The organism is Enterococcus sp. DIV1767 (assembly GCF_050542585.1).
GTDB classification, from domain to species: Bacteria; Bacillota; Bacilli; order Lactobacillales; family Enterococcaceae; genus Enterococcus_D; species Enterococcus_D innesii.
In genome coordinates this window covers 1480271-1493833 of sequence record NZ_CP172936.1, presented here as the reverse complement: position 1 = coordinate 1493833, position 13563 = coordinate 1480271, and the positions used below count along the sequence as shown (strand labels likewise).

Annotated in this window: 13 protein-coding genes; 2 read left to right on the top strand and 11 right to left on the bottom strand. The window is 44.3% G+C overall.

Annotation, left to right across the window (positions count from 1 at the left end; genetic code table 11):
• Nucleotides 1-68 precede the first annotated feature (68 nt).
• From guaC to purC, 11 genes are all read right to left on the bottom strand, one after another.
• Nucleotides 69-1046, bottom strand: coding sequence for a GMP reductase (gene guaC / locus IGI78_RS07190; protein ID WP_005230038.1), 978 nt, complete (start codon nucleotides 1044-1046; stop codon nucleotides 69-71).
• A gap of 210 nt (nucleotides 1047-1256) precedes the next feature.
• Nucleotides 1257-2171, bottom strand: coding sequence for an aldo/keto reductase (locus IGI78_RS07185; protein WP_081118545.1), 915 nt, complete (start codon nucleotides 2169-2171; stop codon nucleotides 1257-1259).
• A 169-nt stretch (nucleotides 2172-2340) separates the two neighbouring features.
• On the bottom strand, nucleotides 2341-3627 hold the full coding sequence (purD, locus tag IGI78_RS07180; RefSeq protein WP_430618561.1) for a phosphoribosylamine--glycine ligase: 1287 nt from the start codon (nucleotides 3625-3627) through the stop codon (nucleotides 2341-2343).
• A 16-nt stretch (nucleotides 3628-3643) separates the two neighbouring features.
• Complete coding sequence (gene purH, locus IGI78_RS07175; RefSeq protein ID WP_086292536.1) at nucleotides 3644-5179, bottom strand: bifunctional phosphoribosylaminoimidazolecarboxamide formyltransferase/IMP cyclohydrolase; 1536 nt, start codon at nucleotides 5177-5179, stop codon at nucleotides 3644-3646.
• Nucleotides 5172-5756 carry a phosphoribosylglycinamide formyltransferase gene (purN, locus tag IGI78_RS07170; RefSeq protein WP_349708018.1) on the bottom strand — a complete coding sequence of 195 codons (585 nt, stop codon included), beginning with the start codon at nucleotides 5754-5756 and terminating at the stop codon, nucleotides 5172-5174. The genes purH and purN overlap by 8 nt, the downstream gene beginning before the upstream one ends.
• Complete coding sequence (gene purM, locus IGI78_RS07165; protein ID WP_349708020.1) at nucleotides 5753-6799, bottom strand: phosphoribosylformylglycinamidine cyclo-ligase; 1047 nt, start codon at nucleotides 6797-6799, stop codon at nucleotides 5753-5755. Before purM ends, purN begins: the two co-directional genes overlap by 4 nt.
• A gap of 114 nt (nucleotides 6800-6913) precedes the next feature.
• Entirely contained in the window at nucleotides 6914-8338 is a 1425-nt protein-coding gene (gene purF, locus IGI78_RS07160; protein WP_194195433.1) for an amidophosphoribosyltransferase, read from the bottom strand.
• Nucleotides 8323-10551 (bottom strand): phosphoribosylformylglycinamidine synthase subunit PurL, encoded by a 2229-nt coding sequence (gene purL / locus IGI78_RS07155; protein ID WP_186366381.1) that lies wholly within the window; start codon nucleotides 10549-10551, stop codon nucleotides 8323-8325. Before purL ends, purF begins: the two co-directional genes overlap by 16 nt.
• Nucleotides 10544-11221, bottom strand: a complete 678-nt coding sequence (gene purQ / locus IGI78_RS07150; protein ID WP_312730617.1) for a phosphoribosylformylglycinamidine synthase subunit PurQ — start codon at nucleotides 11219-11221, stop codon at nucleotides 10544-10546. The genes purL and purQ overlap by 8 nt, the downstream gene beginning before the upstream one ends.
• A complete protein-coding gene (gene purS, locus IGI78_RS07145; RefSeq protein ID WP_010749587.1) occupies nucleotides 11218-11490 on the bottom strand; it encodes a phosphoribosylformylglycinamidine synthase subunit PurS in 273 nt (90 codons plus the stop codon). The genes purQ and purS overlap by 4 nt, the downstream gene beginning before the upstream one ends.
• On the bottom strand, nucleotides 11481-12206 hold the full coding sequence (gene purC / locus IGI78_RS07140; protein ID WP_081118539.1) for a phosphoribosylaminoimidazolesuccinocarboxamide synthase: 726 nt from the start codon (nucleotides 12204-12206) through the stop codon (nucleotides 11481-11483). The genes purS and purC overlap by 10 nt, the downstream gene beginning before the upstream one ends.
• A gap of 214 nt (nucleotides 12207-12420) precedes the next feature.
• On the opposite strand from purC, the gene IGI78_RS07135 reads away from it, so the two are divergent.
• Together IGI78_RS07135 and IGI78_RS07130 are read left to right on the top strand one after the other, a co-directional pair.
• Nucleotides 12421-12855: a hypothetical protein gene (locus IGI78_RS07135; RefSeq protein ID WP_081118538.1), complete on the top strand. Its 435-nt coding sequence runs from the start codon at nucleotides 12421-12423 to the stop codon at nucleotides 12853-12855.
• Nucleotides 12856-12956: 101 nt separating this feature from the next.
• Nucleotides 12957-13562, top strand: coding sequence for a DUF1054 domain-containing protein (locus IGI78_RS07130; protein ID WP_430618560.1), 606 nt, complete (start codon nucleotides 12957-12959; stop codon nucleotides 13560-13562).
• Nucleotide 13563 lies beyond the last annotated feature (1 nt).

Sequence of the window (13563 nt, the reverse complement as noted above, 5' to 3'; positions counted from 1 at the left end):
AAAAACAAAATGGTTCTTCCAACAAAAAAAGAAACGACCGCTAAAAGGCCGTTTCTTCAGTATCCAGCTTAAATAGTATCTCCATTGAAAATCGAATTCTTCACGATTACGTAATCCACTTTACGAATCGATTCTAAATCTTTTCCACCTGCATAAGAGATCGATGACTGCAAGTCTTGCTGCATTTCAACTAACGTATCTTTTAAAGAACCTTTGTATTGAATCCAAATTTTCTTTCCTTCTACGTTTTTCTTTTCACCTTTTTGAAATTCTGATGCAGAACCAAAGTATTCTTTCATCACAACACCATTTTCTACCTTGGTTTCTCCTGGTGATTCTTCATGCCCAGCAAACAATGAACCGATCATGACCATGGTTGCACCAAAGCGGACAGATTTAGCGATATCGCCGTGTGTCCGAATGCCACCATCTGCAATGATTGGTTTGCGAGCAGCTTTGGCACACCAGCGTAATGCTGCCAATTGCCATCCGCCAGTTCCGAAACCAGTTTTGATTTTTGTGATACAAACTTTCCCAGGTCCAATGCCGACTTTCGTTGCATCTGCACCAGCGTTTTCCAATTCACGAACTGCTTCTGGCGTTCCAACATTTCCAGCGATCACAAACGTTGCTGGCAAATGCTTCTTGATGTGTTGAATCATATTGATCACGGCGTTTGAGTGGCCATGAGCAATATCGATCGTAATAAAATCAGGAACAAGCTCTTTGTCAGCTAGTTCTTCCACAAAGGCATATTCATTTTCTTTGACACCCACACTGATAGAAGCAATCAAGCCGCGGCTTTTCATTTTTTTGATAAATGGAATCCGTGCTTCTTCATCAAAGCGGTGCATAATATAAAAATAGCCATTTTCAGCTAAAAATTCTGCGATTGAATCATCAATAATTGTTTGCATATTTGCAGGAACAACAGGCATTTTAAACGAGTGTCCGCCTAATGTCACCGTGGTATCACATTCTGAACGGCTGTTCACGATACACTTATTAGGAATCAGTTGTATATCTTCGTAATCAAAAACTTTCATGTCAAACATAAAAATATCCTCCAAATCTTACTAAGAGTGAAGCAAGCATCAAATGGCATCAGCCTATTTTTAACGCCCACAACAATTTAAACCACCTGGAAATGAAATACAAGCTTTTTAGAAATACTTTTCCAAAAAAAAGGATGAATGTTCGTCTTTGACGAACATTCATCCTTATAACTACTGAATAAAACGGAGTTTACGGATAAATTAAGGCAAGATGTTCCCTGCTGCTTTATACACTTCATACCATTCATGGCGGGTCAATACGATTGAAGAAGCTTGCGCGATTTCTTCGATTCGATGCGGGGTCATTGTTCCGGCAATCACTTGCATATTTGCTGGATGACGTAAGATCCACGCAGAGGCAATACCTGTCGGTGTCGTTTGATACTTGTCCGCTAGTTCCGTCAATTTTTCGTTTAACTCGGGGAATTTCTCGTTACCGATAAAGACCCCTTCGAAGAAACCATACTGATACGGAGACCAAGCTTGGATCGTCATCTCATGCAAGCGAGAATATTCAAGAATTTCTCCATCATGATCGACACTACCAGCATCCGTCATGTTGACATGAATCCCTTGATCGATCATCCCTGTATGCATGATCCCGAATTGCAGTTGATTCGCTACTAAAGGTTGGGAAACATATTTTTTCAATAGCTCGATTTGACCAGGTTTTTGATTGCTGACACCGAAGTATTTCACTTTGCCGTCTTTTTCTAATTGATCAAAGGCAGCTGCCACTTCTTCTGGTTCAAACAAAGTATCAGGACGATGCAGCAATAGCGCATCCAAATGATCGGTTTTCAATCGTTGCAAACTACCTTCCACAGAAGAAATGATATGCTCTTTCGAAAAATCAAACATTTCACCTGGAACGATGCCACATTTTGATTGAATGAACAAATCTTCTCTTTTGGCATCCGTTTTTGCTAACGCTTCCGCAAAAATCGTTTCACACTCCCCGCGACCATAAATATCCGCATGGTCAAAGAAGGTAATGTCATTTTCAATCGCAGTCGTCAAGACCTTCACAGGATCTTTGGCATTGTTGATTCGCATCAAGCCTAAAATCACACTAGATACTTCTAAATCAGTAGGACCGAATTTAATATTTTTCACGTAAAGTTCCTCCTTATTTAAACTACACTCCTATTTTAGCACAACAAGATGAAAACGCTATACCAACGTCAAAAAAACCTCCCATAAAACGAAAACCACCAGCACAACCGATCGGTTCTACTGGCAGTCCTCCTATCATTACAGTTTGCGTTACACACAGAAAGGTTCTTTACTTCATCGCCTTTGATGAGTTGCTATATTGCAAGGCTTTATCGCCGATATCGTTTCGATAATACAAGCCAGATAACGACAACTTGCTGATTGCTTCATAGACGTTCTTCTGTGCAGTAGCTAAATCCTCAGCTGATGCTTCCACAAGAAAAACGCGCCCACCAGCTGCCGTCAAACCATCTTGGTCGGCAGCTTCCTCCACTCCTGCATAAAAGAATTGCGTTCCTTCTCCTTGAGGGCTTGGGACAGGCATTCCTTGCTGATACTTGCCTGGATATCCTTGCGATGCAATCACGACACCGATCGAAGCCGCTTGATTCCATCGGATCGCGGGCACTCGATCCTGCAATAGATCATCAATGATTTGGGCTAAACTGCTATCTAAACGACTTAACACGACTTGTGTTTCTGGATCGCCGAAACGCGCATTGAATTCGATGACTTTCGGTCCATCATTGGTAGCAATCAGACCTGCATAGAGAATCCCCGTAAACGGTGTCTTATTACGAATCATCCCTTTTGCTGCAGGAAGTAAAACTTCTGCTACTGCTTGATCGACCATTTCTTGCGGAATCTGCGGTACCGGTGTGTATGCCCCCATACCTCCTGTATTCGGCCCTAAATCGCCATCAAAGGCACGTTTATGGTCTTGAGCAATGACCATTGGATAGACGGCTTCGTCCTTAACAAACGCCAAGAGCGAAAACTCTTCGCCAGCCAAAAACTCTTCGATCACCACTTTTGCACCACTTTCACCGAAAGCATTTTGCTCTAGCATCGCTTCGACAGCCGCATTCGCCTCATCAACGGTTTCAGCGACGACTACGCCTTTGCCCGCCGCTAAGCCATCCGCTTTGATAACGATTGGTGCACCTTTAAGCTGGATATATGCTTTTGCTTGCGCACTATCTGTAAAACTTTGGTAGTCTGCTGTCGGAATCTGATTGTCCCGCATCAATTCTTTGGCAAACTCTTTTGATCCTTCAATCATCGCTGCTTGTCGATTAGGGCCAAAAATTGCCAAGCCCGCCGCCTGAAAATCATCTACGATGCCATTTAGTAACGGAACTTCCGGACCAACGAAGGTCCAATCAACCTCCTGCTCTTGAGCAAAAGCAATTAGGCTTTCATGATCGGACTCTTCAATTGCGACTGTCAGGATCCCGTCTTTTCGCATACCGGGATTACCCTTCGCACAAAAGACTGTTTCCACTTGAGGATCCTGCAGAAACTTTTTTGCGACGGCATGTTCTCTACCGCCACTACCAATAACAAGTATTTTCATCGTCTTCTCCTATTTCTTAGTGTTTAAAATGACGAACACCAGTAAAGACCATCGCCACACCGTATTTATCTGCCATGTCGATCGACTCTTGATCTTTGATACTGCCACCAGGTTGAATAATCGCTTTGATTCCTTGTTTCGCTGCATATTCAACACTGTCATCCATTGGGAAAAAGGCGTCGCTTGCCAGCACTGAACCAGCCAATTTATTGTTTTCACGGGCTTGTTCCACAGCGATTTTCACTGAACCCACGCGGTTCATTTGACCAGCGCCGATCCCAACGGTTTGCTGTTGATTGGCTAAAACGATAGCATTAGACTTCACGTGTTTCACCGCTTTCCAAGCAAATGCCAAAGCTGCGATTTCTTCTGGTGTCGGCTTTCTTTTGGTCACCACGGTCCAATCTTCTGGTGTTTCTATTTGATCATCTGGTTCTTGCACCAATAAGCCCCCAAGGACAGAGACAACTTCTGGCTGTTTGGCTGCTTTCTGGAAATCAACAACCAGCAGGCGCAGATTTTTTTTCTTCGTTAAAATTTCTTGTGCTTCTTCTTCAAATGCAGGTGCAATAATGATCTCAAGAAAAATCCGCTGCAGTTGCTCCGCAGTTGCCACATCAACTGGACGATTCAAGACGATGATCCCGCCAAAAATCGACACTGGGTCTGCTTCGTAAGCTTCTTGGAAAGCTTCAGCAATCGTTTCTCCACTTCCAATCCCACATGGATTCATGTGCTTGAGGGCTACCGCAGTTGGCTCTGTAAATTCTTCTGCGATCCGCAAGGCAGCATCAGCATCTTTAATGTTGTTATAAGACAATTCTTTGCCGTGGATTTGTTTTGCGCTGGCAATCGAATATGGCACGGGTAGTGCGTCTTGATAGAAGGAAGCTTTCTGATGGCTATTTTCACCATAACGCAATGTTTGTTTCAAAACATAGGTTTTCGTCAAGGTCTCCGTTTCTGTTTCAGCCACCGCTTTGGTCAAGTATTCACCAATCAAGGCATCGTAGGCTGCGGTATGGCGGAAGACTTTGGCAGCTAATTTCTTTCTTGATGCCAACGTCGTATTGCCTTCCTTCAGCTCAGCTAATACCCAGTCGTAATCCTTGGGATCAACGACAACAGTTACTGAGGCATGGTTTTTCGCCGCAGAACGCAGCATGCTTGGTCCGCCGATGTCGATATTTTCGATTGCGTCGGCTTCAGTGACATCAGGCTTGCTGATGGTTTCTTTAAATGGATAAAGATTGACGACAACGAGGTCGATTGGTAAAATACCGTGCTCAGCCATTGCCTCCATATGAGAAGGCAGATCACGTCGCCCTAACAGACCCCCATGCACCCGCGGATGTAGCGTCTTGACCCTACCGTCCATCATTTCAGGAAATTCTGTGATCGCTTCGATGCCGATCGGTTGAAGCCCTGCTTTCTCTAAGACAGTTTTGGTCCCGCCAGTTGAAATGATCTCAAATCCTAAATTGGTCAATTCTTGGACAAATGGTACCAGTCCTTCTTTGTCAGACACACTGATTAATGCACGTTTATTCACGATTTGATAGCCCCTTTTCCACAATTTCAGCTAAAACAGCTGGATAGATTTGGTGTTCCACTTGATGAATTTTCTCTGTCACACTTGTTAATGTATCGTCGATGTCGATCCGAACGATTTCTTGGGCAATGATTGGCCCTGTGTCAATGCCAGCATCGACATAATGAACCGTCACCCCCGTCACTTTCACGCCATAAGCGAAGGCATCGGCAATCCCAGACTTACCTGGGAAGCTTGGCAACAAGGAGGGATGGATATTGATGACTCTGCCTTCATAAGCGGATAATAGGGTGTTGCCGATGATCCGCATGTACCCTGCTAAAACAATAAAATCGATGGCATGATCTTGCAATTCTTCGATCAATTTACTTTCAAAAGCTGCTTTTGACGCAAATGCCGCTGGCTCCAAGACAAGCGTTTCATAGTCTCTCGCGCGGGCTTTTTCTATTACTGGCGCTGTAGGTTTATCGGAAAAGACCAACCCGATCTGCGCTCCTTTGATTTTATTTGCTTGGATCGCATCGGCGATCGCGGTAAAATTGCTGCCCGTTCCAGAAGCAAAGACGGCGATCCTCATCGGACTGCCTCTTTGAAGCAAACGGCTTCGTTGTTACGTTTGGTCACTTTCCCGATCCGGTATGCTTGTTCTTCATTGGCGGATAGAAGTGCCATCACTGCCGCAACATTTTCTGGCGCAACGGCTAAGACCATACCGATACCCATATTGAAAATCTCGAACATTTCTTGGTGAGGAATCGCGCCATGAGCAGCGATCAGATCAAATATCGGCAACTGCGGCCAAGTGCCTAAGGCGATTTCTGCCGCCAGACCTTCCGGCAGCATCCGTGGGATATTTTCAACAAAGCCGCCACCAGTGATATGAGAAATTCCAGCGAGCAATCCTTCTGTCAATAAAGGTTTCAGTGCATCAACGTAAATTCTCGTTGGCGTCAATAAACTTTCTGCAAGTGTTTGGTTGCCAAGTTCCGCAAACGTTTCTGCTCCTGTATAGCCATGCTTTTCAAAAAAGACTTTTCTGACTAAAGAGTACCCATTGGAGTGAATGCCTGATGAAGGCAAACCAATCAGCTCATCGCCTTCTTTGATGGTTTCTCCAGTGATCAAGCGACTTTTTTCGACGATCCCTACGGCAAAACCAGCAAGATCATATTCTTCTGGCTGATACATCCCCGGCATCTCAGCGGTTTCCCCACCAATCAGAGCAGCACCCGCTTGCACACAGCCCTCTGCGACACCAGCAATGATTTGTTCGATCTTTGCCGGATCGTTTTTACCAACTGCAACATAGTCAAGGAAGTAGATAGGTTCTGCCCCTTGAGCGACGATATCATTCACGCACATCGCGACGCAATCAATGCCGATCGTTGCGTGCTGTTCTTGTTGGATCGCCAACAAAAGCTTGGTTCCTACACCATCAGTCCCAGAAACAAGTACCGGTTCTTTTAATTGGTACGATGATAAGTCAAAACAGCCACCAAAGCCCCCGATTGCCCCCATCACGCCTAGTCGTTCTGTTCGTTTCACATGCTTTTTGATCCGTTCGACTACTTCATAACCGGCTTCGACATCGACACCGGCTTTTGCATATGCATTTGCCACGTTCGTTCCTCCTCAATCATTCATCCGCTTTTCTTCATCAGCTCACTCGTCGTTAACGTAAGCAAACCATCAGTCCTTCAATGCTTCGCTTGAAAAACCATTCTTGCCTACTTTTTATTCAGCTAAAGACGCGAGATAGTTTTCTTCATAATCATACAAAGGGGTTGGATAATCGCCATTGAAATAGGCCATACACAAGCCTGAGTAAGGTGCGTCAAAATCTAAACCGATCGCTTCGATCAACCCGTCTTCACTTAAAAAGGCCAAAGAATCTGCTTCGATTTTTTTACAAATCTCAGCTTCCGTATATTTGGCTGCGATCAATTCTTTTCTCGTTTGAATGTCGATCCCGTAAAAACATGGATAGCGCAAAGGCGGCGAACCGATACGCACATGAACTTCTTTGGCACCTGCCTCTTTTAGCAGCTGGACGATACGGCGGCTGGTGGTTCCTCGGACGATCGAATCGTCGACTAGAATCACTCGTTTGCCTTCGACTACGCCACGAACAGCTGAGAGCTTCATCCGCACGCCTTGTTCCCTTAACTCCTGCGTCGGTTGAATAAACGTTCGTGCAATGTATTGATTTTTTACTAAGCCCAATTCATAAGGAATACCTGAAGCTTCGGCATAGCCGCTGGCAGCAGATAAGGATGAATTCGGTACACCAATGACCATATCCGCTTCGATCGGCGCCTCTTGTGCTAAGCGACGGCCCATATTTTTACGGGCACGATGGACATTGACGCCAGCGATGTTGGAATCAGGACGGGCAAAATAAATAAACTCCATCGAGCAAATCGCCGGCTGTACTTCTTGGGTATACTGCTCGATTTGAATGCCTGCATCATCAATGATCACGACTTCGCCCGGTCGGACATCACGAATAAATTCCGCACCGATGACTTCCAACGCACAGGTTTCTGAAGCTACCACATAGGCACCATTGACCATTTTCCCGATTGACAATGGCCGAAAGCCATTGGGGTCTAGTGCTGCGATCATGGCATTTTCGGTCAGTAAAAGGTACGCAAATCCACCTTTAACTTGATTCAATGCCTCCTTGACCCGATCCATAAAAAGCGGTTCTTCACTGCGGCGGATCAAGTGCATGAGAATCTCTGTATCGGAATTCGAGTGGAAAATCGCACCAGCCTTTTCTAAGGATTTCCGTAGACTTTTCGCATTCGTCAAGTTGCCGTTATGAGCTAAGCCAATCTGCTGATCAAAAAATTTGAATAAAAATGGTTGAATATTATCAACGCTACCATTACCAGCAGTTGCGTAGCGAACATGACCAATGGCAGCATCTCCTGTCAGACGCTGGAGGACACGTTCATCCGAAAACACTTCCGCTAGTAACCCTAAATCACGGTGGCCATTGAGTTTCCCGGCATCATTCGTGACGATCCCTGCACCTTCTTGGCCGCGATGTTGCAAACTGTGTAGTCCGAAGTAGGTGACACGAGCGGCATCTGGATGACCCCAAACACCAAAAACCCCACATTCCTCGTTGAGGCTCTTTACTTCATTAAACATGGAATGGCTTCCTCCCATTTCAATTTCGCCTCAGCAAGGGGCATCTCGATCGCATCATCTTGTGCCTGCATGCGAATCTGGCCATCAGCAGTCACTTCGCCGATCGCTGTTGCCGCAGCGCCTACCAGCGCTTCAAAATCCGCTTGCTTATCAGGTGCGACTGAAAGCACAAAACGGGATTGGGTTTCTGAAAACAATTGTGCCGCTGGCAATGATACGGTCACATTTAGACCAAAGCCCTTGTCAAAGGCGGATTCGGCTAAAGCGATCGCTAAACCACCTTCGGCACAGTCATGGGCACTTTGAACAAGACCTGCTTGGATCGCTGCGGTAACCAAATGTTGGTTCGTTTTTTCTGTTTCAAGATCAAAGGACATTAAACGCCCAGCGATTTTTCCTGTCTGCAGTTTTTGCAATTCAGACCCATTGAAATCAGCATGGGTTTCCCCTAGGACATAGATCACATCCCCTGCTGCTTGGAAATGCTGCGTCGTGATATGCGCCAGCTCTTCGATCAATCCGACCATCCCAATAACAGGCGTTGGATAGACCGATTGTCCGTCTGTTTCGTTGTATAACGAGACGTTTCCGGAAATGACTGGCGTCTCTAACACACGACAAGCTTCTGAGATCCCGTCAGCAGCCGTAGATAACTCCCAGAATCCTTCTGGTTTATCTGGCGAGCCGAAGTTAAGGCAGTCAGTGATCGCCAATGGACGCCCACCGGAAGCGACGATATTTCGAGCTGCTTCTGCAACTGCGATCTGTCCGCCGACTTCTGGATCTAAGTAGAGGTAACGAGCATTACAGTCAGTCGTCATCGCCAAGGCTTTATTGGTTCCCTTGATTCGTAAAACAGCGGCATCACTGCCGGGGCCTACCACGGTATTGGTACGAACTTGCGAATCGTAGGTTTCAAAAATCGAGCGTTTCGAAGCGATCGTCGGCTGCTGCAGCAAATCCGCAAATACAGACGTTGCTGAATGAATCACTGGAACAAAGTCCGGTGTTTCCTTAAACACTTTGATCCGTGCTGGTTCTGCCATCTCTTTGTAGTAAGTCGGTGCATCTTCAGCTAAAGCATCCACTGGTAAATTAGCGACTTCCTGTCCATGATGGAACAAACGATAGTTGCCATCATCCGTCACTTTACCAATCACGACTGCTTCTAGATCGTATTTCTTAAAGAGGGCTTCCACTTCAGCTTCATGCCCTTTTTTGACACAGATCAGCATCCGCTCTTGGGATTCTGACAACATCATTTCATAAGGCGTCATATTGGTTTCTCGCTGTGGGACATCATCTAACGTTAAGCGCAAACCTGATCCGGCTTTTGATGCCATCTCGGCACTCGAAGAAACCAATCCAGCAGCGCCCATATCTTGAATCCCGACTAAAATGTCCGAATGATCCACGATCAATTCCAAACAAGCTTCCAACAAGAGTTTTTCCATAAAAGGATCACCGACTTGTACGGCGGAACGTTGTTGTTCTTCTCCTTCGACAAATTCTTCCGATGCAAAAGTCGCCCCATGTATCCCGTCGCGTCCTGTTTTTGCGCCGACATACATGATGGTGTTCCCAACACCTTTGGCTTGCCCTTTTTGAATATCCTTGTGGGCAATGATCCCTACACACATGGCATTGACTAATGGATTGCCTTCATAACAAGGATCAAATGCCACTTCACCACCGACGGTCGGAATCCCGATACAGTTGCCATAGCCACTGATCCCAGCAACGACTTCTTCCAAAAGATATTTCGTTCTTGGATTGTCTAACTCACCAAATCGTAAGGAGTCTAAAACAGCAATCGGTCTTGCTCCCATACTGAAGATGTCACGGATGATCCCACCAACACCAGTTGCTGCTCCTTCATAAGGTTCCACCGCAGAAGGATGATTATGGCTTTCCGCTTTGAAAACGACGGCTAGATCATCGCCGATATCCACGATACCCGCACCTTCTCCTGGTCCTTGCAGCACTTGCGGCCCTTCTGTCGGGAATTTCCGCAAAACAGGTTTGGAATTTTTGTAAGAACAATGTTCACTCCACATCACTGAAAAGAGTCCAGTTTCGGTATAGTTTGGTAAACGTCCCAAAATATCTTCTGAGATCATCCGATATTCTTCTTGGGTCAATCCCCATTGCTCGTATAATTTCGTGTCTTTGATTTCTTGTGGTGTAGGTTCTTTTACGATCATTTTATCCATTTACCGGCACCTTCCCAAAATTTTTCAATAATGAAGCAAAAAACTTCTTGCCATCTTCTGAGCCTAATAAACTTTCCATCGCTCGTTCTGGATGAGGCATCATGCCTAGAACATTGCCTGCTTTGTTGCAGATACCAGCGATACTGTGTAGACTGCCGTTGACGTTATCTTCATAACGGAAAACGATTTGATTGTTGGCAACCAATTCTTGATAAGTCGTTTCATCACAATAATAATTGCCCTCACCATGAGCGACAGGAAGCGTAATGACTTGATCTGTTTCATATTCAGAAGTAAAAGCTGTTTGATTATTCACTTGTAGACGGACCGGCTTGCAAATAAAATGCAATGATTCATTTCTTTGTAAAACTCCCGGTAACAAGCCCGCTTCCGTTAAAATTTGGAACCCATTGCAGGTACCAAAGACAGGTTTGCCTTCATTTGCTAAACGAATGACTTCTGACATGATCGCTGAAAAACGAGCGATTGCACCGCATCTCAAATAGTCACCATAGGAAAATCCTCCTGGGAGCAAAACACCGTCAAAACCGGCTAAGCTTTCTGCATCATGGCGCACATATTCTGCTTCTGCACCCATAATATCTTTGATTGCCCACATCAAATCAACATCACAATTTGATCCAGGAAAGACGATCACTGCAAATTTCATAGGGCTGCTTCCTCCATTTGAACCATTTCATAACGGTAGGTTTCCATATTGACGTTTGCTAAAAGTTTGTCACAGATCGCTTCAATCTCCTCTGCTACTGCTGCTTGTGTTTGATTGTTGGAAGGTGTCACTTTGATTTCAAAGTATTTCCCGATGCGAATATCACTGACATCTTGATACCCTAAGCGATGAACAGCTCCTTTAACGGCTTCTCCTTGAGGGTCCAAAACAGATTCCTTATAAGTGACGTAAACTTTGACTAAATACATGTTGAATTCTCCTTTTCTAAACGATTTAAAACTTCTTCATAAACAGGAACGATATCCCCTAAATCACGACGATAGACATCTTTATCAAGATGTTCATTTGTACCCATATCCCATAAGCGGCAAGTATCTGGTGAAATCTCATCAGCCAGGAGCAACTCGCCCTTCTTGGTTTTGCCGATCTCGATTTTAAAATCGATCAATCGAATGTTGATACTTGCAAAGATTTCCAGTAACGCAGCGTTGACTTGTATCGCCAGTTTTTTGATCTGGTCCAGTTCCTCTTTTGTGGCAAGACCCAGATAGAACACATGATCATCATTGATAAACGGATCATCTAAGCGATCCTCTTTGTAGTAAAACTCCACGATCGGCTTTGGCAGTTTGGTTCCTTCTTCGATGCCCAAGCGCTTTGAAAAACTACCAGCAGCCGTATTGCGAACAACGACTTCTAAAGGAATCATGGTGACAGCTCGAATTAATTGTTCGTGTTTAGACACTAATTGAAGAAAGTGACTTGGGACATTTTTATCCGCTAAGCGCTGAAAAAGATGCGCAGTGATCTGATTGTTCAAGGCACCCTTTCCTACAACGGCATCTTTCTTTAAACCGTTCAGCGCAGTTGCTTGGTCCAGATAAAGGACTCTCAACACATCTTCTTCGTTGGTTTTAAACAATTTCTTGGCTTTTCCTTCATAAAGAAGCACTTCTGATTCCATATTCCACCTCAGTTAAGTATTATTTTTCACATAGCGATGACACACATCTTTATTTGCTTATTATTCTAACAACGCTGAAAAAGCAGGTCAACGATTATCTGTACATTTACACATCAATAAACACGAATGTTCGTTTTTTATCCCGTCAAACAAGTTTACCTCTCCCGTTTGACTGGCGAAGGATTTTATAAAGCGTTTACAATATTCTTTTTTCATGCTATATTTAGGTCGTATTGTAGCTACATTCAAGGAGGAGTACTATATGTGGTCGCTAAAGAATCGTGCTGAACTTTTTTTAGCTCATTTATCAGACAAAGAAAAACAACAGCTCCATAACGAATTATTGGCCGTGCAGCAAATCCTTTCCATCAACCAACAAACAAGTTTCTATGTATTCAGTCCCTTCAAAAAAGGGGCACGTCCTCACTATGCGGAAGAACAAAAAAGAGTCTTACAATTTCAAAATGGCCGCAATGACGAATTGATCATTCACCAGATTCATCGTCAAAGCTTATTTAAACATACGTATTCTTTCCGTATTTATTTTAACTTAGAAGAAATGGATTTTTCTTTCTTGGATGATCTTCTGCATCTTTTGAAGGAACAAAGCCTAGCCCCTACCTTTAACTTAAGTCCCGCTGCGAATTAGCTAGTGATCACTAAATAAAAAAAAGATAAAAAAAACAAAAGCCCGAAATTTTACGGGCTTTTTTTGTTATACTGTTTTCAGACAAAAGAAAGGACACGATTATGCTATTTACAAAACAGTCATTTGATGTTTTTGCTTTAGAAACATTAGAAGAAAGAATGAAAAAAATCCGTTCAGAGATCCAGCCAATTTTCCAAACCATCGGCGAGGCAGCGATCCCATTATTTGAAGAAAGCTGTCACGAACCTTTTTATTTGCATATTGCTCAGCATCGGCGTAGAACCGTCTACCCTCCTGCCGAAACGTGGGCGGGGATCGGCCCTAACAAGCGTGGTTATAAAATGGATGCCCACTTTCAAATTGGGATCAATCAAGCGTATGTCTTTGTTTGGCTCAGTGTGATCGATCAACCGAAAAATCAAGCAACGATCGCGGAATCTTGGCTGGCTCAAAAAGAGTTATTTGATCAATTGCCAGCAGACTTTACGCTATCTCCTGATCATACCAAATACGATCACTTCCCTATCGCTATGTGGCCAACCTACTTAGAACGATTACAGAAAGTCAAAAAAAGTGAACTTCAGATTGGTAAGATCTTTCCAAAAGAAATGATCGAAGACGTTGATATGGCGGATATTTTAGCAGTTTATCAAACGCTGTTGCCGCTTTATCACGCCCGTTTGTCGGCACTAAAGGAGGAACAATAAT